Raw genomic sequence first — 26,150 nt, forward strand, 5'->3', positions numbered from 1 at the left:
AGCTCTATTGCATATATTGACTCTATTATTCATTTTCTCTAACGCTTCAGATCCCACTCTAGCGCTTTTTGCTCTAATTGCTTTAGAAAATGGGCTTTGCCATTGCAATATCCTGTTCTATCATTTGGAAATTGCTGCGCTAATTTTACCTTTAATTCACCGTATTCATTCGCCACATCATGATGGTAAATCAAATAGTTTCTCACTGCTAAATGACGATTAATATCCAAACTATTGTCTTTTTGAAATACATGAATGTGATGTGTTCTTGGTTTTGCTCCCTTTATAAAAAATCTTCTACCTTTAATGCCATTTTCCCCTAAGACTTCATAACCTAAGCCTTCTATCCTTTTATTAAATTTATTTACTTTTTCTATATTTTCAACCACTAATAATATGTCTATTATTGGTTTTGCTTTCAAACCAGGCACTGCAGTACTCCCTATATGATGTATACTTAACATTTCTTTTTCAAAGAGCTTTTCAAGTTTAATTTTTTCAATTTCAAACACTTGTTGCCATTCATGATGAGGATTGTGAATTTCAATTTCCATTAAAAACATCCTTTCCTATTACTCCTATATTGTAGCTTAATGAATAAAATAAAACATTTTCCTATATCTTATACTTAATAATTTATTTCATTTAAATAACCACATAAATAGATTCCGACCAACCTTATAAAAATAATAACTTCAATAAAAAATAGTTTCAAATTTATTTAGTTTTTTAAACCTAATGGTTTGCTTTGCTAACTTAAATTTATTAAAATTTACTGTTGGGATGAAGTAAAAGGAGATGTAATTGTAATGTCGCAGAAAGTTTTATCGAGCAAAAAAAGAAATACTATTATTTTAGTTATGTTAAGTAGTGCATTTGTTGCCATGCTGAATCAAACACTACTTAACACAGCGCTACCTGCAATTATCACAGGGTTGCAAATAACTGAAACAACCGCCCAATGGCTTATTACGGGATTTATGTTAGTTAATGGAATAATGATTCCACTAACTGCATTTCTTATGGATAGATTCCATACCAAACCACTTTATATTTTCTCTATGAGTGCATTTTTACTTGGCTCAATTATCGCAGCATTATCACCTACTTTTGGTTTACTGATGTTTGCACGAGTCATCCAAGCGATAGGTGCAGGTATACTATTACCGTTAATGCAATTCACTGTATTCACATTATTTCCAACTGAAAAACGTGGATTTGCAATGGGACTTACAGGTATTGTGGCACAGTCTGCACCAGCAATTGGCCCTACACTAACTGGTTTCTTAATTGATTCCTATAGTTGGAGAGCTCCATTTTTAGTCGTTGCTGCTATAGCACTTATTGCATTTATTATTGGTGCAATTTTTGTAGAAAGTAACAATGAAACAAAACATACAAAATTAGATAAATCATCAGTAATTTATTCTACTTTTGGTTTTGGACTTATGCTTTACGCCTTTAGTAGTGCGGGTAACCTTGGTTTCACGTCACCAATCGTTATCATTTCATTAATTCTCGGACTAATTATCGTCGCTGTTTTTGTTACAAGACAAATTAAAATCGACAATCCTTTATTAAATATGCGTGTATTTGCAAATAGAACATTTTCACTATCTGCATTTGCATCAATGGTGTTATTTATTGGAATCGTAGGTCCTGCTTTATTAATTCCTATGTATATTCAATCTGGTCTAGGATTATCTGCAATCCTATCAGGATTCGTCATTTTACCAGGTGCAGTAGTCAATGCATTTATGTCAGTATATACTGGTAAAATTTTCGATAAATATGGGTTGAAAGTATTAGCGATACCAGGATTTATCTTATTAATTGTTATGACCATCTTACATTGTTTCTTAACAACAGATACGCCTTATTGGTATATTGTTATTATTTACGCTGTCAGAATGTTTGCCGTAGCATTAATCATTATGCCTTTAAACACAATTGGTATTAATGCTTTAGATAATAAAGATATCTCTCATGGTACTGCAATCATGAACTCTTTAAGAATTATTGCTGGTGCAATTGGTACTGCAATCATGATTACCATACTTTCTATAGTTCGTTCACATTATGTTGAATCTGGTAACAGTCACTCTATACAACACGCTACTGTACTTGGCGTAGATGCTGCCTTTGGATTTACAACAGTACTGTTGATTATCGGATTTATCCTAACATTGATGATTCGTACGAAAAAAGAAATCACAAACAGTCGTGAAGTATAATAAAAAACCCCCTCATCCATAGTGATGGGGGGCTTTTTATTTGAATTATAGCACTACACTTGTTTAGTACTTAAAAATCCCCTGTTCGAATCGCTTTACTCACAAACATCTTTTGCTCGGTCTAAAAACAATTGTGCTGCTTTTGAAAAAGTATGATCTTTTCTCCAAACAATATTATGTTTTGCAATTAATTGTGGTTTTAATGGTATAAAGCATAAGTTATTTTCAACAGATGCTTCAATGATACTGTCTAAAGTAATGGCATAACCCACATCTTCTTTGACCATCAATCCGGCATTATAAGCTAGGTTAAATGTTGCTACAATATTCAATTGGTCAAAAGCATCGCCAAACCACCCTGCAAACTCATTATTTGAAAGTGACCTATCTAGTACTTGTCTCGAACATATCAGTGGCATGTGGAGAAGCTCTTTTTTTTCAATAAATGATTTTTTGGATAAAGGGTGATCCCGCTTTACGACTATACCCCATTCATCATAAGAAGGTAAATTTAAAGCTTTATATTTATTTAAATTTGCTGGTTGAATTAAGATTCCAAAATCTAATAACCCTTTATCCAATCTACTTGTAATATCTTCCGCATTACCACTATAGACATGAAAATGTATATTAGGGTGTTGTACTTGAATGCGCCTAAAGATATCCGCAATAATTCTAATACCTTTTGTTTCTCCACAACCAATATAGACATTACCTTCTACTTGTTTATCTAAAAATTTAAATTCATCTTGTATTTTTTGCGACATTTCAAGCAATTCTTCTGCTCTTTTCTTTAATAAAATGCCTTCTTCCGTAATGTGAATATTGTGATTGCTTCTTTTAAATAATTTAACGCCCATTTCACTCTCCAAGTCTTTAATTTGGCGTGATAATGTTGGTTGCGTAATATGTAAGGCGTTTGCTGCACGTGTGATACTTTCTTCTTTTGCTACAGTGACAAAATAATATAAGGTTCTCAATTCCATTTAATACCCACCTTTGTTATTCATTTTTTGTATATCTGGAGATAATAATTAGGTATTTGTTATATCTTATTATACCCTTTACACTTTATGTATCAAACTTTGTATCATTTATTGAGGAGTGTATCGACTTTGAACAACAATAAATTAATCGTACTCATATTAACTATTGGTGTTTTTGGTATTTTAAATACTGAGATGGGATTTATAGGGTTAATCCCTCAAATTGCCAAACAATTTAATGTGACTACTGCTACTGCTGGCTGGTTAGTCTCAGTTTTCGCAATTGGTATTGCTTTATCTGGACCAATTACTCCATTACTACTGTCTAAAATAGAAAGAAAAAAAGTAATGTTATTCGTTTTAACCATCTTCGTAATAAGTAATTTGATATCTGTATTTACATCAAGTTTTGCTGTCTTATTACTTGCACGAATTATTCCAGCTATTTTCCACCCAGTATATACTGCTTTAGCTTTTTCAGTTGCAGCTGATTCAGTAGATAAAAAAGATGCACCTAAGGCTGTATCACGTGTATTTATTGGTGTATCAGCTGGCATGGTTGTGGGCGTTCCTATCGTTAATTTTTTAGCTACTCAATTTAACTTACAAATCGCCTTATTGTTCTTTGCACTAATAAATCTCATTGTTCTTATTTTGACTTTATGCTTTGTACCTACCATGCCAAGCGAATCATCTCACTCGTATGGTTCACAATTAAAAGTATTAAAACGACCATTGACTTGGATTTCAATCATTGCAGCTATATTTTTTAATGCAGCCATTTTTGGTGTTTATAGTTATTTGACTGATTACTTAAATATCGTTACAGAAATTCATGGAAACCTCGTTTCAATTACACTTTTCTTATATGGTTTTTCAAATATATTAGGTAATATTATTGCTGGAAAATTATTAACGATGATTCCTAAAAAAGCAATGTTATTATTACCTTTTGCTTTAATTATAGTATATGGATTTATGTTTAGTTTAGGATCATTTTTTATTCCTATGATGGTTATTACAATGGTATGGGGAATTTTAGCAGGCCTTACCGCAAATACAACTCAGTTTATGATTACTTCATCAGCGCCTGATGCACCTGATTTATCTAATGGAATCTTTTTATCCGCTGTTAATACAGGAACAACAATTGGTACGTTTATAGGCGGTTTATTCATCGCTACGTTAGGTTCGAATTATGTTTTGATGATTGGTATATTAGCTAGTATCGTCAATGTTCTATTAATTGTAATTAGAAATAAAAAGTTGACGACAGTTTTTAACTAAATAATATAAACAACCTCTATATTCATTATATAGAGGTTGTTTATATTATTAAAAAAAGACATAAAAAAAAGACGAGTTAGACTCGTCTTTTAACCGTTATTATAATTTAACAACGTTTGCTGCTTGAGGACCGCGGTCGCCGTCAACGATTTCGAATTCAACAGCTTGTCCTTCTTCTAATGATTTGTAACCGTCTTGAGTGATAGCTGAGAAGTGAACGAATACGTCGTTTCCACCTTCAACTTCGATGAAACCAAAACCTTTTTCTGCGTTAAACCATTTAACTGTACCGTTATTCATATTAAATTCCTCCATGTGCTTTTGCACGAATATTTGTAATCTGTCTAAAAAAATCAAAAGGAGTAAATTCAAAAGAATAAAACTACAAATCAATTTCACGAACTAAATTACTTAATACCTATTATAACTGTAATACTTGTGTTTGTATACCCCTTTTTGTAATTTAATTTAAATATTTAATCTGTAGCTTAAATATATTGTATTAAACTACATATTATTTTATATATAAATCCTTATGATTGTATGTATTTCATCATGAACAAGTAATTACTTCTCTTAATATTCATTGACTCAATGCGGTGAATAGTTTCAACAATTTCATGTATATATAAACTTTAATAAATACTTTTAAATTATGATTTTCACCCATTAGAATAAAAGTATCAGCACAAACCCCCCTTTAGCCTATGCCTAAGGGGGTTGATTCATTCTATACTATTATTCCCACTCGATTGTGCTTGGTGGCTTAGAAGTAATGTCATAGACAACGCGGTTAACGTGGTCCACTTCATTTACAATACGACTTGAAATCTTTTGTAAGACTTCCCAGTCAATACGTGCAAAGTCACTTGTCATACCATCAATAGAAGTTACTGCACGAATACCTACTGTATGATCATACGTACGGTAGTCTCCCATAACACCTACAGATTGGATGCCTGGTAATACTGTGAAATACTGCCAAATCTCGCGTTCAAGCCCTTCCTCACGGATAACTTGTCTTAAAATTGCGTCAGATTCACGTACGACCTCTAGTTTATCTTCTGTAATTTCACCTAAGACACGAATACCTAGACCTGGTCCTGGGAATGGTTGTCTCCATACTAAATGTTCTGGAATACCTAATTCGATACCTAATTCACGTACTTCGTCTTTAAACAATGTATTAATTGGTTCTATAAGTTGGAAGTCCATATCTTCTGGCAATCCGCCCACATTGTGATGTGATTTAATCGTTTGAGCAGTCTTCGTACCTGATTCAATAACATCTGTATACAGCGTACCTTGTGCTAGGAAATCTACGCCTTCTAATTTAGATGCTTCATCATCAAATACATACACAAACTCGTTACCGATAATTTTACGTTTTTGTTCAGGATCTGAAATACCTTTTAATTTACTCATGAATCGTTCTTGTGCATTGACACGAATAATATTCATGTTAAAGCCTTCACCGAACTGATCCATAACCATATCGCCTTCGCCTTTACGTAATAAACCGTGGTCTACGAAGATACACGTTAATTGATCACCAATTGCTTTGTGTAGTAATACTGCTACAACAGATGAGTCTACGCCACCACTCATGGCACATAATACTCTGCGATCTCCAACCAGGTTACGAATTTTTTCAATTTCAATTTCAATGAAATTTTCCATTGACCATTCTCCTGTACAATCACAGACACGGCGAACAAAGTTACGTAATAAATCATTGCCGAATTCAGTGTGACGTACTTCTGGATGGAATTGTACGCCATAAATGCGACGTGCTTTATCTTCAATTGCTGCATAATTTGTACTTGGACTATCAGCAATCACTTCGAAACCTTCTGGGATTTCGATTACTTTATCTGAATGGCTCATCCAAACATTTTGTTCTTCAGGTAAACCGAAGAATAACTCGTCTGTCTTAGCATTTATAACTGCTTTACCGTATTCACGTTCGTTGGCACGTTCAACTTTACCACCTAGTAATTTAGTTGTTAGTTGCATACCATAACAAATTCCTAAAATAGGAATGCCTAGATTATAAATTTCTGGATCAATCGTAAATGAATCCTCTTCATATACTGAGTTTGGTCCACCAGAAAGAATAATACCTTTAGGATTTAATTGCTTAATCTCATCAATACTTATTTCGTGGTCGTGTAATTCGCTATATACACCCATTTCACGAATACGACGTGTAATTAGCTGGTTGTATTGGCTACCAAAGTCTAAAACAAGTATGAGCTCTTGCTCTTTCGCCATTTCCATAACTTTAAATCTCCTTTAACTTAGAATGAATAATTTGGTGATTCTTTTGTGATTTGAATGTCATGTGGGTGACTTTCTGCTAAACCAGCAGGTCCCATGCGTGTAAATTGAGCTTCTTCTCTTAAAGCTTCCAAATTACGTGAACCAGTATAACCCATACCAGATCTTACGCCGCCCATAAGTTGATAAACTGTATCTTGCAGTTGTCCTTTAAAAGCAATACGTCCTTCAATACCTTCTGGAACGAATTTTTTAGGCGTTTTATCTTCTTGGAAATAACGATCGTTAGAACCACTTTCCATAGCGCCTAAAGAACCCATGCCACGATAAACTTTATACTGTCTACCTTGGAATACTTCAGTTTCTCCTGGGCTTTCTTCTGTACCAGCAAGTAAGCTACCTAACATAACTGCATGTCCACCAGCAGCTAATGCTTTAATGATGTCTCCTGAGAATTTAATACCGCCATCAGCAATAATCGCTTTACCATGTTTACGTGCTTCAGTTGCACAATCATAAACAGCTGTGATTTGTGGAACACCAACACCTGCTACTACACGTGTAGTACAAATTGAACCAGGACCTATACCAACTTTAACAACATCAGCGCCTGCTTCGTATAATGCTTTTGTACCTTCAGCTGTAGCAACATTACCAGCAATTAAAGTAACTTGTGGGAATTTCTCTTTAATGTGTTTAACTTGTTGTAATACGCCTTTAGAATGACCGTGCGCTGTATCGATAACTAATGCATCTACGCCAGCTTCTACTAATTTTTCAGCACGGATATCAGTATCTTTCGCAATACCAATTGCTGCTCCAACTAATAATCTACCATGAGCATCTTTAGCAGAATTCGGGAATTCAAGTACTTTTTCGATATCTTTAATTGTGATTAAACCTTCTAAACGACCTTCTTTTACTAATGGAAGTTTCTCGATTTTATGCTGTTGTAATAAATGTTCAGCTTCATCCAAAGTTGTACCAACTGGAGCAGTCACTAAATTATCTTTTGTCATAACATCAGAAATTTTAATAGAAAAGTCTTCAATAAAACGTAAATCACGGTTAGTAATAATACCTACAAACTGTCTATCTGATGTATTATTAACAATCGGCACACCTGAGATACGATATTTGCCCATTAATGCTTCCGCTTCATAAACACTTTCTTCAGGCGTTAAGTAGAATGGATTCGAAATAACACCATTTTCAGAGCGTTTTACTTTTTGAACTTCATCTGCTTGATCTTCAATGTTCATATTTTTGTGAATAACACCAAGACCACCTTGTCTCGCCATTGCTATAGCCATTTTTGATTCAGTCACTGTGTCCATACCTGCCGAAAGGATTGGTATGTTCAATTTAACACCTTCTGATAATTGAACACTTAAATCTACTTCTTTCGGTAAAACATCTGATTCTGCTGGTAACAATAACACATCGTCAAAAGTTAAAGATTCTTTTTCAAACTTATTTTCCCACATACTCGTACAGCCTCCTATTATTTGTTTGATAGTTACATTATTTCATAACTTCCGTTTTTTGTTGATACTTAATTCCATTAAAAAAGAAATTTAAAATAATTGCCGAAATTGCTCCAAGGACAATACCATTTTGCGTTAACCATGCAAACTGCTCACCTAAGGCTTTAAATGCTTGAGGTACTGCACTTATACCCGTTCCTAGTCCAACTGATACAGCAATAATCAACAAATTATTTTGATTCTTAAAATTAATATTACCTAATATACTAACACCATATGCCATAACCATGCCAAACATTGCTATCATAGCGCCACCTAAAACTGGAAGTGGGATCATATTTGCTAAGGCGCCTAATTTAGGAATACAGCCACAAATAAGCAATAATATAACCATGCCATAAATAACATTATTCTTTTTAGCGCCTGACAATGATACTAAACCAACATTTTGCGAATATGCTGTATAAGGAAACGCATTAAATATTGATCCTAATATGATGGCAATTCCTTCCGCAGTATAACCCTTGCGAAAATCTTTACGTTCAAGCTTTTTCCCAGTAATTTCACTTAAAGCGTGATATACACCTGTGGATTCAATTAAACTGACTAATGCAACAATAAAGAATACAAGTGTTGCACCGAAATCAAAACTAAACGTAGCAAATCTAAATGGTTGCGGTAGCGCAAACCAATGCGCAGACCCGATTTGATTTACATCTACGATACCTAAGAATGATGCTAGAACTGTGCCAACAATCAATCCTATTAAGATAGCAATGGATTTTAAAAATCCCGTCGTTAGTCGTTGTACTATAAGAATAACAATTAATGTCGTTACTCCAAGTATAATATTCTTAGCATCACCATAATCTTTTGCGCCTTCACCACCCGCTAAGTAATTCATTGCAACAGGCATTAAGTTAATACCAATAATTGTTACAACGCTTCCTGTAACTACTGGCGGGAAGAACTTCACTAGATGTGAAAAAAATGGCGCAATGATTACGACTAAAATTCCCGATAAGAATAAAGAACCGTACAAATCACTAATGCCTTTCGTTTGTCCAATTAAGATCATCGGTGCAACAGCTGTAAAAGTACACCCTAATACAATAGGAAGACCGGTACCCGTGCCTTTCCAAACTTGTAAGAATGTTGCTAAACCGCACATAAATATATCCACAGTAACTAAGAAAGCAATTTGTTCTGGCGTAAAATCTAAACTTGTTCCTACTATTATTGGTACAAGTATAGCCCCTGCATACATTGCTAACAGATGCTGTAAACTTAAAATGAAGGTTTTCATACTTCTTCTCCTACAAATGTTACCTTATTACCACTTAAAGAAGCCACTTTACATAATGATGAAACCTTAAGACCTGCTTGCTCTAATCGTTCTCTACCTGGTTGGAAACTCTTCTCTACTACTATACCCACGCCCACAGTTGTTGCCTGCGCTTGTTGTACTATCTCATTTAATCCAAGTGAAGCATCACCATTTGCTAAAAAATCATCGATGATTAATACACGGTCATGCGCTCCAAGAAACTCCTTAGCGACGATGACAGTGCTTGTTGTGTTTTTTGTGAATGAATGAATATCTGCTTGATAGGCCTCTTTTGTTAAAGTGCTAGGTTTTGCCTTTTTAGCAAATAAACATGGCACATCAAAATGCATGGCCGCCATAATTGCCGGCGCAATACCTGAAGCTTCTATCGTTAATATTTTAGTAATACCTGCTTCTTTAAATTGTTCATAAAAAGTCTGTCCCACGCTATGCATTAACTTTGCATCAATTTGATGATTTAAAAATCCGTCCACTTTTAAAATCTTTTCATCAATCACTACACCATCTGCTTCGACTTTCTGTTTCAACAAATCCACTCGAAAAAACCTCCTCATTTTGTGTACAAAAAAAACCCTAAACTAACTTAGTTTCAGGATCTATGAGTGAACTTGCAATACCAAAATCAGTGATTCTCCAACTTATAACTTGTGCTGTTGTAATTAAACCTTCTACATTCATTTCCCAATTATATGTATAAAAGTTATACTAACATCAACGTTGGTATATATGTCCTATATAAGGGTTTAAAGTCCAAACACCTTAAAGAACGGCTGAATACGAATTACTTGTGTATTGTATAGGTTACTCATAGTCACATCGTTAATGGCGACATGGTAGAAACTTCTAAAGCCGTATCCTTTAGATTATATGAGTTAGATAAATTATTAACTGATGATAGCAAACTTCGGCCTTCTTTTCAATATGAACTTTATATGTAATCGCTTTACACCAATGTTTATTTAACCTCATTCTCAACATGTAATCGCTTTAAATACTGTTAAATTCATATTTGTCTTGTCCAAAACTTCGTTATATAATAAAGTTATATTCGTTTTACATCATATTTATAAGGGTAAGTATTAATTATTCACAGAACAACGGATGGAGGGGCTTTAAATGTCAGATTTCACTATTGTAGAAAACAACGAAGACGCATTATTAAAAACGATTAGAACTAAGCTTTCTGAGGGCTATAAAGAATCAGAACTATCAGTAGTTAGTAAGTCTAAACTTCATATTGAAGAATTAAATGATTCTGAAGTGAGTTTAACTTCGACGAGTGGCACATTTAGTGATAAAATGGCACGACTTTTAGTTGGAGAAGATGGAGAAGATATTGTCTTGTCTTATTTCAATCTTTCCGAAAGTGATAAAGAAAGATATAAAAAAGAGATTTTAGATCATAAATATATTGTAATAGCGACAAAAGATACTTCTTCTCATGAAGAAGTAGAAGAAGCTAACGCTGCTTATGATCCGAATGAAGAACTTAATCACTATGCTGAAGAATCAAGAGGACCTAAATCTTAAGTAGATCAATCACTTTGTGGACATTAACGACCTAAGTTAATGTCCACTTTTAAGTTACATACATAACTATTCAAAGATTAGATTAATGATATAAAATTGACTATGTTATAATGAACGCAATAATTTTTGGGGGAGGATCATCTATGGAGTTTAAAACCATCACATCAATTGACGATCCATTGTTTGATTTAGCTATCAAACTATATGATGGAAAATTTGATATCGGTTTATCAGAAGAAGAACATATATTCAAACAATCTTTAAAGAATGTACATACAAAGGATGATTATGTATTTTTAGTAGGTATAGAAGATGGTGCCCCTGTAAGTCTAGCGACTGCACACTACGAAGCTACCACAAATTCTGCCTTTTTAATCTATTTAATCGCCAATGACCAGCCAAACCATGACGAATTAATCACTTTAACACTAGAACGTATCCAAGCTGAAATCAACACTTTATCTAACCAATTACATTCACATGATGTCAATTTCATTATGTTAGAAGTAGAAAAAGAACCAGATGAAATTTCTGAAGTTGATGTACAGGTCTTGGATAACAGACGTCAATTTCTCTTCGAACATGGTTTCGAAAGACAATTTGATATTGATTATTTATCACCGGGCATTCATGGAAACTCAAATGGTATACCAAAAGACTTGTTTATAAAATCGAATATCGAATTGACTAAAGACATCTTTGGTCCAAGCATTAAATCAAATTACATTTTGAAATATGTGTTTGCTAATAGAATCTCTAGGAGTATTATTTATCCATTACTTGAAGAAATGGATTTGCGCAAACGATTGTGAGAACCACTTGAAATCACTATTAAAAGAGGTTAAACTAACGTAGAGGTAAGACTGACGTTTCACTAACCGAAGACAAACGTCCGTATACATAAACCAATTATGAAAGGACTTATTTCTATGTTAACCAAAGAATTTGCACAACGCGTTGAGCTAAGTGAAAAACAAGTCCGTAAAATCGTTCAACATTTAGAAGAACGCGGTTACCAGCTTAGTAAAACAGAATACCGTGGCCGTGAAGCTACTGATTTCCAAGAAGAGGATATCGAACTTTTCCAAGATATTGCGGAAAAAGTTAAACAAACGAATAGTTATGACTTAGCTTTCGATGAGCTAGAAAAAGAAAAAGATTTTTTACAAGTACTTGTAAAAGAAGACAATAACCATTTACCAACTGATCAAAATGTTTCTCAACTCGTAGATGATTTACGTTCTGAAATTCAGAAGATGCGTGATGAACGTCAAATGCTTGGTCAAATGATTAACCAAGTACATCAACAGCAAACTGAATTACGTGAAATGCAGGAGCAAATCACAACTAAATTAGATTCAAATACAGAATCATTGAAAGCCATTCAAACATCAACAGACGAAATCAAAACAACACAAAATGCAATCCAAGATTCACAACAAGAACAAACAAGTATTGCACAAGCAAATGTTGAAACAAATCATATCAGTGCTGACCAAAGTACTACAACAGCTAGTACTAAAGACATACTGACTGACACTACAACAGAACAAACACATGCACACACTAACGAAATTACTAATAACACTTCTGAAGATAAAGACAATACTTCAGCCCAAGTACAAACAGAAGATACTGAAATTACAGCAGTAAGCGAACAACCATCTGTATCACCTATTACTGAAACGAAAACAGATGATACGCATACACCTAATGATTCAACTAGCAGCAATGAATCAAAAGATGTAACGATAGATGATCAAACAACAACTGATACTGCAACAATTCAAAGTGATAGCGTATCGGAAGATGACCAAACATACACATCAAATGAAGACGTTGCGACGGCTACATCAGATAATCAAACATACACATCACCTGTTACAAATGAACAACCAAAAGAAGAACGTAAGGGCTTCTTCGCTAAATTATTTAATTTATAATATCAATCACTCTATATAAACCATTCCATTTTATTGGGATGGTTTTTTTATCTACTCAATTAACCTCATCAAACATCGTCTTAAATAAGGTCCCCCCCACTCTATTTCGTCAATGTGAAGCATTTAAACGCACGCAATTATTGTCAGAAAATAAAGTCATTTTAATTTTATAAATTTATTGAGTAATAAGCTTGAATATTATTGAATTTGCTACTATCCTTAGTAGGCGTATCGGATTACAAAAATATTAAAAAGAAAGTGTGGGTCCTTATTTATGTTATTAACTATTCTAAACATTATTATTTTCGTGGCCTTCCTCATCGTATTATATGCAATGAATAAAAGACATGTTTCATTTCCAAAACGTGTCTTTACTGCATTAGGTATCGGTATCGTTTACGGTATTGTCATCCATCTTATTTACGGTGTGGACTCTAGCATAACTAAACAGACAACAGACTGGTTTAGCATCGTTGGAGATGGCTACATCGCATTACTACAAATGATAGTCATGCCATTAATCTTTATTTCTATCGTGTCAGCATTCACTAAAATTAAAATTGGCGATAAATTTGCTAAAATTGGTATTTATATTTTCACATTTTTAATTGGTACAGTTGCCATTGCGGCAATTGTAGGTATTATTTCAGCACTTGTATTTGGCTTAGATGCTTCAACAATCGATTTAGGAAATGCTGAAAGTTCACGTGGTAGTGAAATCGCAAGCCAAGCTAAAGATATGTCAGCCAATACATTACCTCAACAAATCTTAGAATTATTGCCAAGTAATCCATTCTTAGATTTCACAGGTCAACGTACGACATCAACCATTGCAGTCGTTATCTTTGCCGCATTCATTGGTTTCGCCTTTTTACGTGTTATGCGTAAACAACCAGAAAGTGGTAATTTATTAAAACGTGGTATAGATGCTCTATATGCCTTAGTGATGGCAATTGTAACGTTTGTCTTACGCTTAACACCTTATGGTATTTTAGCTATTATGACATCAACTATTGCGACAAGCGACTTCGCCGCCATATGGACGCTAGGTAAATTTGTAATAGCATCTTATGTAGCGTTAATCGTTATGTATATTATTCATCTCGTGATTATTTCTGGTATTGGATTAAATCCTGTTACATTCGTTAAGAAAACTGGGGAAGTCTTACTTTTCGCCTTTACTTCTCGTTCAAGTGCAGGTTCTTTACCACTTAATGTACAAACACAGACAAATCGTTTAGGCGTCCCAGATGGCATTGCAAACTTCGCCGCTTCATTCGGTTTATCTATTGGTCAAAATGGCTGTGCTGGTATTTATCCAGCAATGCTAGCTGTTATGGTCGCTCCAGCAGCTGGTGTTGAGGTTAATCTACAATTTATATTAACGGTCATCGGCGTCGTTGTGATTAGTTCATTCGGAGTTGCTGGCGTAGGTGGCGGTGCAACATTTGCATCTATCTTAGTACTTTCAACATTGAATTTACCAGTTGCACTTGCAGGTGTACTTATCTCTGTAGAACCATTAATTGATATGGGACGTACGGCGTTAAATGTAAATGATTCTATGCTAGCAGGTACAGGTACTGCAAAACTCACAAATAATTTAGACAAAGAGACTTACAATTCAAATGAATACGGTGAAATTACTGCCAATAGTTAATTTGATTTACAAAATATCAACTGCTTAAACTATTGTCCTCTAATTACTTCGCTGATTATAAATAAAAGGTTGGAACCCATCGCGCACACTTAACGTAACATTACGTCAGGTCGTTGCAGAGGGTTCCAGCTTTTTTTATTTCAAAATATCTTCAAATCATTTGATCTCTATAACACTTTTATACATGAACACAGAAAACATTGATTTACTTAACACAGTTAGCACTCACCTGCTTGTCTAATGCCCATTTTATCTATACATAAAAAACTTCTGGAGTGTTTATTAATCGTTAAATTAACAAACACTCCAGAAGCCAACGTAAATTATTCACTTAAAAGCCAACTTATTATACAGGCTTGAACGGCCCCCACGTTATTTTTTGCTTGCTGTCTAACGGGAGCCCATCAATATCTTTGGATACATCATCGAACCACTTCAAAAATGCAGGATCTTTATCTAATTGTGCTTCAACACTATCCTGTGTTATATCATGTAAATACCACGCTTTACTTTCAAACTCAAATTGAATTTGTGAATAAGCTATTCTTGTCATATCTACACTATCATATAAGCAATTTACTTGTTTTACTATATTAGGCGCTTGAGAAATCAAGTTATGTGAAATTTCTCTTTTATGATCTTCATCATCTAAATCATTCCACATTCTAAGCTGCCCATCCATTTGGAAAAAAATATCCATACTAGACGCTTTTTCTTCAAAAGACAGCAAAATAAAAATGCGCTCGGCTGTGTGATCCACGGAATTCATCGTACCAACCACAAGCTTTTGAGCCACCTTCACCCAATAATCCTGCACTTCATCAGGGGTTAGTTTGCTAGTAGAAGAATAGATGTATCTATCACTTGAATTCCGATGATCTATCGCATGTACCTTTTTACTAAATAACCTATTAAACATACTCAACAGAACCAACCCCTTCCTTTTGTAAATTAACTAAATAACCTTATATTTTAAATAATAACAACGAGACGTTCAAACCTTAATCGCCTATTTTTTAATAAAGCCGGCCTTATTTAATTGTTCCAACATATCTAATCTTTGTTTAGAACTCATAAAGTTAGAAATTTGATTAGACCATGTTTCAGAACGTTCACCATTCGTACGTGCCTGATAGTATTCACTTACTGTTTGGTCATATAATTTTAACGCTTCTCGTTGTTGCTCTTTGTCAGTATTATATCTATCTTGATGGAAAACGTGTTCAAACGGTAAACGTGGTTTAGGACTACCATCTTCATCATCTTCTGGTACACCCAGTGCCATACCAAAAAGTGGGAAAGTATGCTCAGGTAAATTTAATACTTCTCTAACTCTTTCTATATCATTTCTTAAAGAACCTAAATAAACGATTCCATAGCCCATGTCTTCAGCTGTAGCTGCAATATTTTGTGCTACTAAAGTTGCATCAATTGTTCCTACAAGTAAACCTTCTGCTGATTCAAATGATGTTTCCATATTACTTTTTGATTCTTCATTAATGATAGAATGTCTGTAATAATCCATTACAAAAACAAATAAGTAACCATTTTCCACAACATATGGTTGACCCGAAACTTCTTTTAAATCTTCTTTAATTTCAGGATCCTGTACACCAACGATAGAATAAGTTTGTAAATAGCTAGATGTAGATGCGCTTTGCCCTGCTTCTACAAGTTGTTTAATATGCTCTTCTGAAATTGGCTCTTTTTTAAAACTTCTCACCGAATGATGTTTTTTTAATAAGTTATAAACATGTTCAGACATGAAATCCTCTCCTCTTTACGTAGAAATTATATTCATATCTTAACAGACACACACATCGATTGCTTATATTATGTTTACCCATTTTTCCCCACCATTAAAAGAAAAACAGTAAATTAAATTTTAATAATACAGCACAAAATATTAATCGGAATTTCGAAAACGCTTCCTCACAAGGTGCGTATATAGATAACAATTTTATTTACTGAAAATAATAATTATCTATAGAAATAGTATCGCTAAATACAACTATATAGTTCCAGCTCAATTAAGTGTAAATGTTTCCTTTTAGTTTTTTGTGGAAAACAAAAATTGTGATAACTAAAAATTTAAATGTGGGGGGATTTTTTTGAGTAATAAAAAACAAAATCAATTAAATGAAGTTACGAAAAGCAATGACGATAAAGCAATGACAACAAATAATGGCGTTAAAGTTAGCGAAGACGAAAACACCTTAACAATTGGAGAACGTGGACCTAGTCTATTAGAGGACTTTCATTTCAGAGAGAAAATAATGCACTTCGACCATGAACGTATTCCTGAACGCATCGTCCACGCAAGAGGATTTGGCGCACACGGTGAATTCCAAGTTTACAAAGATTTATCCGAATATACTTCTGCCGATTTTCTTACTCAACCTAATAAAACGACACCCGTGTTCGTTCGCTTTTCCACTGTACAAGGTTCAAAAGGTTCACCAGATACCGTTAGAGATGTACGTGGTTTTGCAACTAAATTTTATACTGATGAAGGTATCTTTGATTTAGTTGGTAACGACATCCCTGTATTTTTCATTCAAGATGCTATTAAATTCCCAGATTTAATCCATGCAGTTAAGCCTGAACCACATAACGAAATGCCCCAAGGTGGTTCTGCTCATGATACCTTTTGGGATTTCTTCGCACAAAATCCTGAAACAACACACACAACAATGTGGGCAATGAGTGATCGTGGTATTCCTAAAAATTTTAGACAGATCGAAGGATTCGGCGTACACACTTTTCGTCTTGTTAATAGTCAAGGACAGTCTCATTTTGTTAAATTCCATTGGAAGCCACTGCATGGTTTGGAATCACTCGTTTGGGATGAAGCGCAAATATTACATGGCAAAGATGTCGATTTCCATCGTAAAGACTTATATGAATCTATTGAAAAAGGGGATTACCCTGAGTGGGAATTTGGTATCCAAGTGATTCGTCCTGAACAAGAATTTGATTTTGATTTCGACATTTTAGATCCTACAAAGATTTGGCCGGAAGATCAAGTACCGGTTCAAAAAATAGGGAAAATGACACTTAATAAAAACGTCACTAATGTCTTTGATGAAACAGAACAAGCCGCTTTCCATCCTGGACATATTGTTCCTGGCATTGACTTTTCAAACGATCCATTATTACAAGGTAGATTATTCTCATACACTGACACACAAATTTCAAGATTAGGTGGTCCAAACTTTAACCAAATACCTATTAATCGACCAGTAAACGAAGTGCACAACAATCAAAGAGATGCAATGCATCAAACGAATATCAATAAAGGCCAAGTTGCTTATCATAAAAATGCACTAAACAATAATGATCCTCATACTACAGCTAAAGAAGATGGTGGTTATGAGCATTATCAAGAAAAAGTTGAAGGCCATAAAATTCGTCAACGTAGTGAGAGTTTTAAAGACTATTATAGCCAACCTAAGCTTTATTTGAATAGCTTAAGTAAAGATGAATACGACCATACTGTCGATGGTTTTTCATTCGAAATTGGTATGTGCAATTCTATTATGGTCAAACAAAATGCAGTGAACCAACTCAATAAAGTGGATCGCGAACTAGCTGAACGTGTCGCCAAAAATGTCGGCGTAGAAGTCCCAGAGTCAAACGAGGAAGTTGACTCTAACGCTAAAGACAGTCAATTGACTATGGAAAAATATGACATACCTTTACCAGGTCATTCAGTCGCTGTCTTAATTAATGGGAACATTGATATAGAAACTTTAAAATTATATGCCCAAACATTCACAGAAAATAAATTGAACTATGCCTTTGTAGGGCAACACCCTAAAAATATCAGTGAATCATTCGGTATAACTGAAACATTTGATACAGCTCATCCAACGTTATTCGACAGCATTATAGTATTATCAGATGGTAGCGATATCCTTCCATCTGTAGAAGAATTTACAGAGCTCACATATAAGCACAATAAACCATTAATTTTAAATCAAAATGCAGCTCAAGTGTTATCTAAGTCTAATGCTAAAATATCATTAGAGGCTGCAGGTGTCTTTGTTTCAGACCGCCCTCAAACAATTTCTCAAGCTTTTAATAGAGCAAGATATTGGGACAGATAAGTTGAATTCACATCACTCAGCTGACTAAGTATCATACTTAGTCAGCTTTTTTACTGCGTCCAGATTACTACATCTCATACCCAATGACGGATTTACGCCCTATTTTAATAACAATCGTGTCCAATCTTCTCAATTTCATATGTTTAGTTGAGAATTAAACGGATATTCAATATGTAGTAAGCCTACATGTTTCATGTAAATGCTTTCTTAATTATATATAGATTAAATAACCTATTATGCCGTATACTCTAAATATATGGCGTTATTTTGTCGTTTCTATTATGTGAGTTTCCATTGTTGACGAATCATTCTGGAAATGTGATAATAGAAAACGAAAGATTAGAATTATTATAATTAAGTAATTATGATAATCTAATTTAATTTAACTTAAAAATCAGGAGGATGTTTTTATGTCTTTAATTAATAAAGAAATTGTACCATTCACAGCTAATGCTTATGATCCAAAGAAAGATGAGTTTTTTGAAATCTCAGATGAAAATCTAAAAGGTTCATGGAGTGTTGTTTGTTTTTACCCAGCAGACTTTTCATTCGTATGCCCTACTGAATTAGAAGATTTACAAGGTCAATATGACAAATTACAAGAATTAGGTGTAAATGTATATTCAGTTTCAACTGATACACACTTCGTACACAAAGCTTGGCACGACCATTCAGAAGCTATCAACAAAATTCAATACACTATGATTGGTGATCCTTCACAAGCTATTACTCGTAATTTCGATGTATTAGATGAAGAAGCTGGTCTTGCACAACGTGGTACTTTCATTGTAGACCCAGATGGTATTGTACAAGCAGCTGAAGTTAACGCTGACGGTATCGGCCGTGATGCTAGCACGCTAGTACACAAAATTAAAGCAGCACAATATGTACGTCAACACCCAGGCGAAGTTTGCCCAGCAAAATGGGAAGAAGGTTCAGAAACATTACAACCTGGTCTTGACTTAGTAGGTAAAATCTAAGGAGGCATTGATTTAAATGCTTGATGATCAGCTAAAATCACAACTAAAACAATTATTACAATTAATGGAAGGTGACGTTGTCTTAAACGCTAGCATTGGCTCAGATGACAAATCTAAAGAATTAAAAGAATTATTAGATGAAGTATCTGCCATGTCACCTCACATTACTATAGAAGAAACTAAGCTAAAACGTACACCTAGCTTCTCAGTTAATACACCTGACACAGAAACAGGTATTACGTTCGCTGGTTTACCAATGGGTCACGAATTCAACTCACTTGTCCTTGCTTTATTACAAGTAAGTGGACGTGCGCCTAAAGAAGAACAATCTGTAATCGATCAAATTAAAGCATTAGACCGCCCGCTACATTTTGAAACTTATATTAGTTTGACTTGCCAAAAATGTCCCGATGTGGTTCAAGCTTTAAACTTGATGAGTTTATTAAATCCTAATATTACTCATTCTATGATTGATGGTTCTATTTTCAGAGAAGAATCTGAAGATATCATGGCTGTCCCAGCTATTTTCCTTGATGGAGAAGAGTTTGGTAATGGACGTATGACTATTCAAGATATTTTAACTCAGTTAGGTAGTCAAGCAGACCCAGCAGAATTTAACGACAAAGATCCGTATGACGTACTTATTGTCGGTGGGGGTCCAGCAAGTGGTAGTGCAGCAATTTATACTGCGCGTAAAGGATTACGTACAGGTATTGTAGCTGATCGTATTGGCGGCCAAGTTAATGATACTGCTGCGATTGAAAACTTTATCACGGTCAAAGAAACAGATGGTCCTAAATTCTCATCTGCGCTTGAAGACCATATCAATCAATACAATGTCGACGTAATGACAGGTATTCGTGCGAGTGATATCGAAAAAACTGATAATGGCATTGTTGTCACTTTAGACAATGGTGCTCAATTACAAAGTAAAACCGTTATTATTTCTACAGGTGCACGCTGGCGCAAGCTAGAAGTTCCTGGTGAAGAGGCTTTAATTAATAAAGGGGTAGCATTCTGTCCACATTGTGACGGACCTTTATTTGAAAATAAAAACGTTGCTGTTGTCGGTGGTGGAAATTCTGGCGTAGAAGCTGCAATTGATCTTGCCGGTATTGTAAAACATGTTACTTTACTTGAACGTAATGCAAACCTTAAAGCAGATAACGTGTTACAAGAGCGTTTAAATTCGTTACCTAACGTAACAGTAATTAAAAATGCTCAAACAACTGAAGTACTTGGAGACGATGCAGTTACTGGCATTAATTATCAGGATAAGGCAACCGGCGAAGATCATACTTTAGAACTTGAGGGTATTTTTGTTCAAATTGGTTTATTACCGAATACAGAATGGTTAAATAACTATGTAGAATTAAACCAAGGTAATGAGATTATGATTGATCGTAAAAATGCAACAAGCATCCCTGGCATTTTCGCAGCAGGTGATGTTACTGATGATCGTAATAAACAAATCATTATATCTATGGGTGCCGGCGCAAACGCAGCCTTAAATGCATTTGATTATATCATTAGACATTAATCATTCCCTATCTTTACCGTGATGATTTATAGCAACTATAAATACATTGCTTCTTAAGCTACCACCAAGTCATAAGACTTGATGGTAGCTTTTTTGTGTATACTTTCATATGAACATAGATGATGACACGTCAGCATCTTAATTAGTTTCTTGATTCTATAAAAGAATGTATTTTGTTCAAAAGATTGTGCGTTTATTATTTAATAGAGCATTCAAATCGATAGCGCTACATGATACGCTTAAGTTATAATTTTTAAGAACGCGTTTAAACATTTAACATGGCAGTGTTATATTCGCATAACTATGACTAAAGGAGCAATAGTAATTTATGAAGAAAAGTATACTTTTAACGTTGGTATTGGTACTAAGCGTTATTCTATCAGCGTGTTCAAATAGCGATCCAGACGACGACAATCAAGATCACAATGAAAAACATGCACCAAAAAATGTGAAAAAAGTAACGGAAAAAGATATCTTTAAATCAGATAAACAAGGCGAAACAATTAGCGAAGCCGAAATGAACAAAGCAATCAAGAAATATTTAGATGTCAATTCAGATATCATCGATAATAAATATCTTATGCAATACAAATTAGATAAACAGTCCGCTTCAGATACTAAAATAACGGATAAACAAGCAAAATATCTATCAGAACTATCACACAATGCGATTAAGAATGACGTACGTTTTAAAAAGTTCGTAAAAAACAACAAATTACCAAAGGGCTATAAAGAAAATGTTGATCGTATTATCACCTACTTCACTTCTTTAAATACCACAATTAAAAATGCAGATGAAGATGTAGAACAATTAGACTATCAACCTCAGAATGAATTAAATGTCGTTGATGTTTCTACAAAATACGCTGGAGATGTTAACGGAAAACAACAAGATAAAATCAAAAAATTCTTAAAAGATAAAGGTATTAAATCAGATGCTGTAGATAAATAAACCTCAGCCGTCCTTTGGAGCATTATCATTTAACTGACATATTACAAAATGATGACATGCCAATTTACGCTATTAACACAGCGTTGACGCAATTCATCATTAAATAAGTCACCTATGTTGACTTATTTTCGTAAAAAACCTTACATAATTGTAAGGTTTTTTAATATGATATCTCTGTTTTTTTCAAAGTTAGATTTGTTATGATAAATACAAGTTAAATAACAAATCAATAGAAGCACAGCCACTCGTTAATCATTTTAAGGAGGCTCCCCCTATGGTACTCACAATTCTGTTAGGTGCAATGGCTGCTGTCTTCATAGCTTATAATCTCTTTGAGAAGCAAGAAAAGGATGGCGTCGTTTCTTTTAAAACGATTGCGCTAAGTGTTACCTACGTCATACTAGCCGTTATTGTTGGCAGCTTTTTAGACAATATCAATACTTTATTTCAAGGATTTCATGAAAGCTTAACAGCAGCTAAAAGATACTAACCTGAACTTACATATTTTGTAGTTCAGGTTTTTTTATTAATAAAATCTATTAAGTTCTTAAAAATCATTTTTCAACTTCGATAGGCACGCAATTTTCAACCTTTTTATCAACTGCGGTCTCCTCTGTTTCATATCCTAAATATACTAGGATACAACGGATAACCACTTGATGTGCAACAATAGCAATAGATTCTAACGACGTATCAATCTCTTCTTCAAAAAATTGCGCTACCCGATTTAGAACATCTCTATAACTTTCCCCTTCTGGCGCCTTTTGTGTAAAACTATGACGAAATGAACGATAATTATCATCATTAAAGTAAAGTTCATAATCCGGATTATGCTCTATCTCTTTTACTTTTACACCCTCAAATGCCCCTAAAGAACGCTCTCTTAACAATGACGTTACATGTGCAGGTATATCCTTATCAAATATTGCATTATATGTCTGTCTTGTTCGTGTTAAATCAGATAGATAAATATAATCAATTTTCTTTTTTTCAAAGTAATGTTGTAATAGTTGCGCAGAATGTGTACCTTTCTCGGTTAAAGATACATCTAATTGTCCACAAAAATAATCATTCCCATTTTTCTTATCATAGTTCGATTGTGATTCCCCGTGCCTTATCAAATAAATTTTCATATGTTTATGCCTCTTTTCTTTAATATATACGTGGTTTAATACATATCTTATATCTTTTCAAACACACTAAGCAATACATAACAATACTGTCATATGAAGCGATCAACCTTTATCTTAATTTATACTCTTGTTACTATTATATATGAGGTGATAAATATGAATGAACAAAACTTTCATAATGATACACAAGGCGGACGTGTATTAGCTGCAATCAGTTATTTTAGTATATTCTTCGCACCAATTATCGTTCCAATTATTATATGGATTTTAGCAGATAAACCCGCTGCCACACATGCTGCTAAATCATTGCTCTATCATATTATAACGTATGTAGGACCAATCGTATTAGTTATTGGTGTTGCATCAGGTTCAATGATGTTCGATCAACAGAACACAGCCATTGCGATTGTTACATTAATAATAGCCATTATTTTAATAATCATCACAATTTGGTATACTATCAAAAATGTTTATCGCGGTGTTAAAGTGCTTATATCTGAAAAAGCATACTTCCGTCCTTAATGATTAGCTATATTTTAGCAGTTAACACCAATCGATTACTTTGGCTAAGCATCTTTTTCAATCGATATAGAGGGTCTTTATTAATATAATTATGACAATATCGGTAACTTTAAATATCTGGGTATACGAATGCCATGTTATCACTTATGCTTATGAAAAGGAGAGATAACAATGAAGAAGAAATTAACAGTATCTTTAATTAGTGCATTAGTTATCATTGGTGTTGTCGTAACTGTAATGATGCTACTCTCTAGTCAAAAAAGTACATACTATGGTTACATGGCGAACGCTACAACTGCTGAAAAAGTAGTGAGTGAAAAAGATGGGCTTGTCACTGACAATATCAAATTAAAACACGACGAAAGCTTCAAACCTAAAAAAGGTGATTTTGTTAAATTGGTATCTAAAGATGATGGAGAAACCTTTTACAAAAAAGAAGTCGTTAGCCACGATGATATTCCTCATGGATTAATGATGAAAATCCATGAGATGGATATGTAAGGCATTTCAATCTAAAAAAGAACTGGAAAATCCACACGTTGAGTGTGTTTCCAGTTCTTTTTTTATTACATTATACAATTACAAATTTATAACGACTTAAGCCGCTCAAACTTAATGTTAATCACGTGTCTTTTTATCCCTAAAATATAGTAGCGCTTCTATTATAAATACGACGAGGATAGATAATCCAAATAATGGCATTAACAGACCTAGTATGACAAGTACGATAATTAATGAAATAGACATTGGTTTTTGAACTCTTACAGGTACTTTAACTTTACGATTCCCCATACGTTTAATCCACGACGTTAATCCTAGTCCAATTGCAACCAACAACGCTACACAAATAAGTAGGTTAATAACTTTATTGGCAACACCAAATAAATGCCCTTCATGTAATGGAATACCCCATGTAAACCATTTGCCTATCACACCATATTCTTGGTACTTCACTTCCCCTAAATTTTCCCCGCTATATTGGTCTAAATACAGCGTTTTTTCATCATAAGGTGATACATCCAATCCTGTTACGCCGGTGTTACTACCTTTAGATACTGTAAACGCTGCTTCTGCTTTTGCTGGATAAACTATCGAATAAGGTTTGGTTATATGTTCTTTTTTAGCTTGTGCTATTACTTTATCAATCGTAATTTGGTGTTGGATTTTTGTATTTGGTATCTCACCGCTACCATGGTGCGCTGACGTTTCTTTAGATGCCGGTTGTTGGTTACTACGTGTAGCCCATGGTATTTCATTCACATCGGACTTAGGAGGGTTTACAGCCAGCTCTGATTGTCCTAACGTACCAGAGTTATCCATAATACCAGCTATTTTAGCCCCCATAAAACCTGACCACGGTAAGCCAGTAAGCACTAAAATAAATAATGGTATTGCTATAATTAGACCTAATATACCATGCCATTTCTGAAATTTTAATTTTTTACTTTTATTTGAAATTAGCTTTTTCTTAATAAGCATATAGCTTCCAGATATAATCATGAAAATTGTCCAACATGCAGTAAGCTCTACTAAATAATTAATAAAAGTATTTTCAGTAAATAGTGAACTATGAATATTTCTCATTACATTTGCATATGTATGTTTAGCATTTTGATCGACTACGATTTGATTATGCTCATCTAGAAATACATACCTTTGATTTCCAGCCATGTCATCCAAAGTAATTCTATTATTATACGGTTCTTCCAATATACTGACTTTACTAATATAAAACCCTTCAAACTTCTCCTCTACTTGTTCCACAGCTTGATTCATTGTTTGGTGTTGTTGGTTAGAACTGTTGCCAAAGAACTCTGTCTTATACACATTATTTTCCACCTCTTGAAAGAACAGAAAACCAATCCCCGATATTGTTAATGTAATTAATAACGGTGTTATAAATAATGCTGCATAAAAATGAAGCCTTTGCATTGGGTTAAATATATTTTTCAAATTGTCTCTCCCCTTTCTCTTTTATTATTATAAATAAATAAAAAATTTAATATGTAGATAAATTATGACTATTAGTTCAAAAATCGAAATAAATCATCGTTCTTTTTATAGTTATTGACACTTAACATGAGTATTTATAAATTTTAAACATAGTAAAGAAGTTTATTAAAAATAGAAAAAGGCACCTCCCAACGTGAGGCACCTCT

The 26,150-nt window shown here is 34.0% G+C and carries 24 protein-coding genes and 1 riboswitch; of the genes, 13 read left to right on the plus strand and 11 right to left on the minus strand.

Annotated elements, in window-relative coordinates:
- Positions 1-38: 38 nt before the first annotated feature.
- Positions 39-554, minus strand: a complete 516-nt coding sequence (locus PYW31_RS12025; RefSeq protein ID WP_046837025.1) for a GrpB family protein — start codon at positions 552-554, stop codon at positions 39-41.
- A 255-nt stretch (positions 555-809) separates the two neighbouring features.
- Here PYW31_RS12025 and PYW31_RS12030 point away from each other — a divergent pair, with 255 nt between their 5' ends.
- Complete coding sequence (locus PYW31_RS12030) at positions 810-2,234, plus strand: MDR family MFS transporter (RefSeq protein ID WP_046836885.1); 1,425 nt, start codon at positions 810-812, stop codon at positions 2,232-2,234.
- Positions 2,235-2,329: 95 nt separating this feature from the next.
- Here PYW31_RS12030 and PYW31_RS12035 read toward each other — a convergent pair whose 3' ends face one another.
- On the minus strand, positions 2,330-3,220 hold the full coding sequence (locus PYW31_RS12035) for a LysR family transcriptional regulator (protein WP_046836886.1): 891 nt from the start codon (positions 3,218-3,220) through the stop codon (positions 2,330-2,332).
- Positions 3,221-3,349: 129 nt separating this feature from the next.
- On the opposite strand from PYW31_RS12035, the gene PYW31_RS12040 reads away from it, so the two are divergent.
- The gene (locus PYW31_RS12040) at positions 3,350-4,507 is read left to right on the plus strand and encodes an MFS transporter (protein WP_046836887.1); all 1,158 of its coding nucleotides are present in this window, start codon (positions 3,350-3,352) and stop codon (positions 4,505-4,507) included.
- A 99-nt stretch (positions 4,508-4,606) separates the two neighbouring features.
- Here PYW31_RS12040 and cspD read toward each other — a convergent pair whose 3' ends face one another.
- The 5 genes from cspD to xpt all read right to left on the minus strand — a co-directional run bounded on the left by cspD (position 4,607) and on the right by xpt (position 10,158).
- Positions 4,607-4,807 (minus strand): cold-shock protein CspD, encoded by a 201-nt coding sequence (gene cspD / locus PYW31_RS12045; protein ID WP_046836888.1) that lies wholly within the window; start codon positions 4,805-4,807, stop codon positions 4,607-4,609.
- Positions 4,808-5,245: 438 nt separating this feature from the next.
- Positions 5,246-6,787 carry a glutamine-hydrolyzing GMP synthase gene (gene guaA, locus PYW31_RS12050; RefSeq protein WP_046836889.1) on the minus strand — a complete coding sequence of 514 codons (1,542 nt, stop codon included), beginning with the start codon at positions 6,785-6,787 and terminating at the stop codon, positions 5,246-5,248.
- Between the two features lie 20 nt (positions 6,788-6,807).
- On the minus strand, positions 6,808-8,274 hold the full coding sequence (guaB, locus tag PYW31_RS12055) for an IMP dehydrogenase (RefSeq protein WP_046836890.1): 1,467 nt from the start codon (positions 8,272-8,274) through the stop codon (positions 6,808-6,810).
- 37 nt (positions 8,275-8,311) lie between these two features.
- Entirely contained in the window at positions 8,312-9,580 is a 1,269-nt protein-coding gene (gene pbuX / locus PYW31_RS12060; RefSeq protein WP_046836891.1) for a xanthine permease PbuX, read from the minus strand.
- Complete coding sequence (gene xpt / locus PYW31_RS12065) at positions 9,577-10,158, minus strand: xanthine phosphoribosyltransferase (RefSeq protein WP_046836892.1); 582 nt, start codon at positions 10,156-10,158, stop codon at positions 9,577-9,579. Before xpt ends, pbuX begins: the two co-directional genes overlap by 4 nt.
- Before the next feature lie 252 nt (positions 10,159-10,410).
- Positions 10,411-10,513: riboswitch (purine riboswitch) on the minus strand.
- Between the two features lie 225 nt (positions 10,514-10,738).
- Between xpt and PYW31_RS12070 the strand changes: the two genes are divergently transcribed.
- From PYW31_RS12070 to PYW31_RS12085, 4 genes are all read left to right on the plus strand, one after another.
- Entirely contained in the window at positions 10,739-11,152 is a 414-nt protein-coding gene (locus tag PYW31_RS12070) for a general stress protein (RefSeq protein ID WP_046836893.1), read from the plus strand.
- 143 nt (positions 11,153-11,295) lie between these two features.
- Positions 11,296-11,964, plus strand: a complete 669-nt coding sequence (locus PYW31_RS12075) for a hypothetical protein (RefSeq protein WP_046836894.1) — start codon at positions 11,296-11,298, stop codon at positions 11,962-11,964.
- A 117-nt stretch (positions 11,965-12,081) separates the two neighbouring features.
- Positions 12,082-13,095: a hypothetical protein gene (locus tag PYW31_RS12080; RefSeq protein ID WP_046836895.1), complete on the plus strand. Its 1,014-nt coding sequence runs from the start codon at positions 12,082-12,084 to the stop codon at positions 13,093-13,095.
- A 274-nt stretch (positions 13,096-13,369) separates the two neighbouring features.
- A complete protein-coding gene (locus PYW31_RS12085) occupies positions 13,370-14,755 on the plus strand; it encodes an L-cystine transporter (RefSeq protein WP_046836896.1) in 1,386 nt (461 codons plus the stop codon).
- Between the two features lie 346 nt (positions 14,756-15,101).
- Here the strand turns inward: PYW31_RS12085 and PYW31_RS12090 are convergent, their stop codons facing one another.
- Together PYW31_RS12090 and nfsA are read right to left on the minus strand one after the other, a co-directional pair.
- Complete coding sequence (locus tag PYW31_RS12090) at positions 15,102-15,674, minus strand: hypothetical protein (RefSeq protein ID WP_046837026.1); 573 nt, start codon at positions 15,672-15,674, stop codon at positions 15,102-15,104.
- A gap of 90 nt (positions 15,675-15,764) precedes the next feature.
- Positions 15,765-16,520 carry an oxygen-insensitive NADPH nitroreductase gene (gene nfsA, locus PYW31_RS12095; RefSeq protein ID WP_046836897.1) on the minus strand — a complete coding sequence of 252 codons (756 nt, stop codon included), beginning with the start codon at positions 16,518-16,520 and terminating at the stop codon, positions 15,765-15,767.
- Between the two features lie 346 nt (positions 16,521-16,866).
- On the opposite strand from nfsA, the gene PYW31_RS12100 reads away from it, so the two are divergent.
- From PYW31_RS12100 to PYW31_RS12120, 5 genes are all read left to right on the plus strand, one after another.
- Positions 16,867-18,864, plus strand: coding sequence for a catalase (locus PYW31_RS12100; RefSeq protein WP_046836898.1), 1,998 nt, complete (start codon positions 16,867-16,869; stop codon positions 18,862-18,864).
- A 410-nt stretch (positions 18,865-19,274) separates the two neighbouring features.
- Positions 19,275-19,844 carry an alkyl hydroperoxide reductase subunit C gene (ahpC, locus tag PYW31_RS12105; RefSeq protein ID WP_046836899.1) on the plus strand — a complete coding sequence of 190 codons (570 nt, stop codon included), beginning with the start codon at positions 19,275-19,277 and terminating at the stop codon, positions 19,842-19,844.
- Between the two features lie 16 nt (positions 19,845-19,860).
- The gene (gene ahpF, locus PYW31_RS12110) at positions 19,861-21,384 is read left to right on the plus strand and encodes an alkyl hydroperoxide reductase subunit F (RefSeq protein WP_046836900.1); all 1,524 of its coding nucleotides are present in this window, start codon (positions 19,861-19,863) and stop codon (positions 21,382-21,384) included.
- 328 nt (positions 21,385-21,712) lie between these two features.
- Positions 21,713-22,336, plus strand: coding sequence for an NDxxF motif lipoprotein (locus PYW31_RS12115; RefSeq protein ID WP_046836901.1), 624 nt, complete (start codon positions 21,713-21,715; stop codon positions 22,334-22,336).
- Positions 22,337-22,610: 274 nt separating this feature from the next.
- Positions 22,611-22,826 carry a hypothetical protein gene (locus tag PYW31_RS12120; protein WP_046836902.1) on the plus strand — a complete coding sequence of 72 codons (216 nt, stop codon included), beginning with the start codon at positions 22,611-22,613 and terminating at the stop codon, positions 22,824-22,826.
- A 64-nt stretch (positions 22,827-22,890) separates the two neighbouring features.
- Here PYW31_RS12120 and PYW31_RS12125 read toward each other — a convergent pair whose 3' ends face one another.
- On the minus strand, positions 22,891-23,469 hold the full coding sequence (locus PYW31_RS12125; RefSeq protein WP_046836903.1) for a histidine phosphatase family protein: 579 nt from the start codon (positions 23,467-23,469) through the stop codon (positions 22,891-22,893).
- Positions 23,470-23,625: 156 nt separating this feature from the next.
- Here PYW31_RS12125 and PYW31_RS12130 point away from each other — a divergent pair, with 156 nt between their 5' ends.
- On the plus strand, positions 23,626-23,991 hold the full coding sequence (locus PYW31_RS12130) for a magnetosome magnetite crystal formation protein family (RefSeq protein WP_046836904.1): 366 nt from the start codon (positions 23,626-23,628) through the stop codon (positions 23,989-23,991).
- A 171-nt stretch (positions 23,992-24,162) separates the two neighbouring features.
- Complete coding sequence (locus PYW31_RS12135) at positions 24,163-24,492, plus strand: DUF4889 domain-containing protein (protein WP_046836905.1); 330 nt, start codon at positions 24,163-24,165, stop codon at positions 24,490-24,492.
- A gap of 117 nt (positions 24,493-24,609) precedes the next feature.
- Here the strand turns inward: PYW31_RS12135 and PYW31_RS12140 are convergent, their stop codons facing one another.
- On the minus strand, positions 24,610-25,944 hold the full coding sequence (locus PYW31_RS12140; RefSeq protein WP_046836906.1) for a PepSY-associated TM helix domain-containing protein: 1,335 nt from the start codon (positions 25,942-25,944) through the stop codon (positions 24,610-24,612).
- Positions 25,945-26,150 lie beyond the last annotated feature (206 nt).

The organism is Staphylococcus succinus, assembly GCF_029024945.1.
GTDB lineage: Bacteria > Bacillota > Bacilli > Staphylococcales > Staphylococcaceae > Staphylococcus > Staphylococcus succinus.

Excerpts from the sequence above, each read along its gene's own strand:
- PYW31_RS12025 (WP_046837025.1), bottom strand. The coding sequence starts at position 554 with ATGGAAATTGAAATTCACAATCCTCATCATGAATGGCAACAAGTGTTT.
- PYW31_RS12030 (WP_046836885.1), top strand. The coding sequence starts at position 810 with ATGTCGCAGAAAGTTTTATCGAGCAAAAAAAGAAATACTATTATTTTA.
- PYW31_RS12035 (WP_046836886.1), bottom strand. The coding sequence starts at position 3,220 with ATGGAATTGAGAACCTTATATTATTTTGTCACTGTAGCAAAAGAAGAA.
- cspD (WP_046836888.1), bottom strand. The coding sequence starts at position 4,807 with ATGAATAACGGTACAGTTAAATGGTTTAACGCAGAAAAAGGTTTTGGT.
- guaA (WP_046836889.1), bottom strand. The coding sequence starts at position 6,787 with ATGGAAATGGCGAAAGAGCAAGAGCTCATACTTGTTTTAGACTTTGGT.
- guaB (WP_046836890.1), bottom strand. The coding sequence starts at position 8,274 with ATGTGGGAAAATAAGTTTGAAAAAGAATCTTTAACTTTTGACGATGTG.
- pbuX (WP_046836891.1), bottom strand. The coding sequence starts at position 9,580 with ATGAAAACCTTCATTTTAAGTTTACAGCATCTGTTAGCAATGTATGCA.
- PYW31_RS12070 (WP_046836893.1), top strand. The coding sequence starts at position 10,739 with ATGTCAGATTTCACTATTGTAGAAAACAACGAAGACGCATTATTAAAA.
- PYW31_RS12075 (WP_046836894.1), top strand. The coding sequence starts at position 11,296 with ATGGAGTTTAAAACCATCACATCAATTGACGATCCATTGTTTGATTTA.
- PYW31_RS12080 (WP_046836895.1), top strand. The coding sequence starts at position 12,082 with ATGTTAACCAAAGAATTTGCACAACGCGTTGAGCTAAGTGAAAAACAA.
- PYW31_RS12085 (WP_046836896.1), top strand. The coding sequence starts at position 13,370 with ATGTTATTAACTATTCTAAACATTATTATTTTCGTGGCCTTCCTCATC.
- PYW31_RS12090 (WP_046837026.1), bottom strand. The coding sequence starts at position 15,674 with ATGTTTAATAGGTTATTTAGTAAAAAGGTACATGCGATAGATCATCGG.
- nfsA (WP_046836897.1), bottom strand. The coding sequence starts at position 16,520 with ATGTCTGAACATGTTTATAACTTATTAAAAAAACATCATTCGGTGAGA.
- ahpC (WP_046836899.1), top strand. The coding sequence starts at position 19,275 with ATGTCTTTAATTAATAAAGAAATTGTACCATTCACAGCTAATGCTTAT.
- ahpF (WP_046836900.1), top strand. The coding sequence starts at position 19,861 with ATGCTTGATGATCAGCTAAAATCACAACTAAAACAATTATTACAATTA.
- PYW31_RS12115 (WP_046836901.1), top strand. The coding sequence starts at position 21,713 with ATGAAGAAAAGTATACTTTTAACGTTGGTATTGGTACTAAGCGTTATT.
- PYW31_RS12120 (WP_046836902.1), top strand. The coding sequence starts at position 22,611 with ATGGTACTCACAATTCTGTTAGGTGCAATGGCTGCTGTCTTCATAGCT.
- PYW31_RS12125 (WP_046836903.1), bottom strand. The coding sequence starts at position 23,469 with ATGAAAATTTATTTGATAAGGCACGGGGAATCACAATCGAACTATGAT.
- PYW31_RS12130 (WP_046836904.1), top strand. The coding sequence starts at position 23,626 with ATGAATGAACAAAACTTTCATAATGATACACAAGGCGGACGTGTATTA.
- PYW31_RS12135 (WP_046836905.1), top strand. The coding sequence starts at position 24,163 with ATGAAGAAGAAATTAACAGTATCTTTAATTAGTGCATTAGTTATCATT.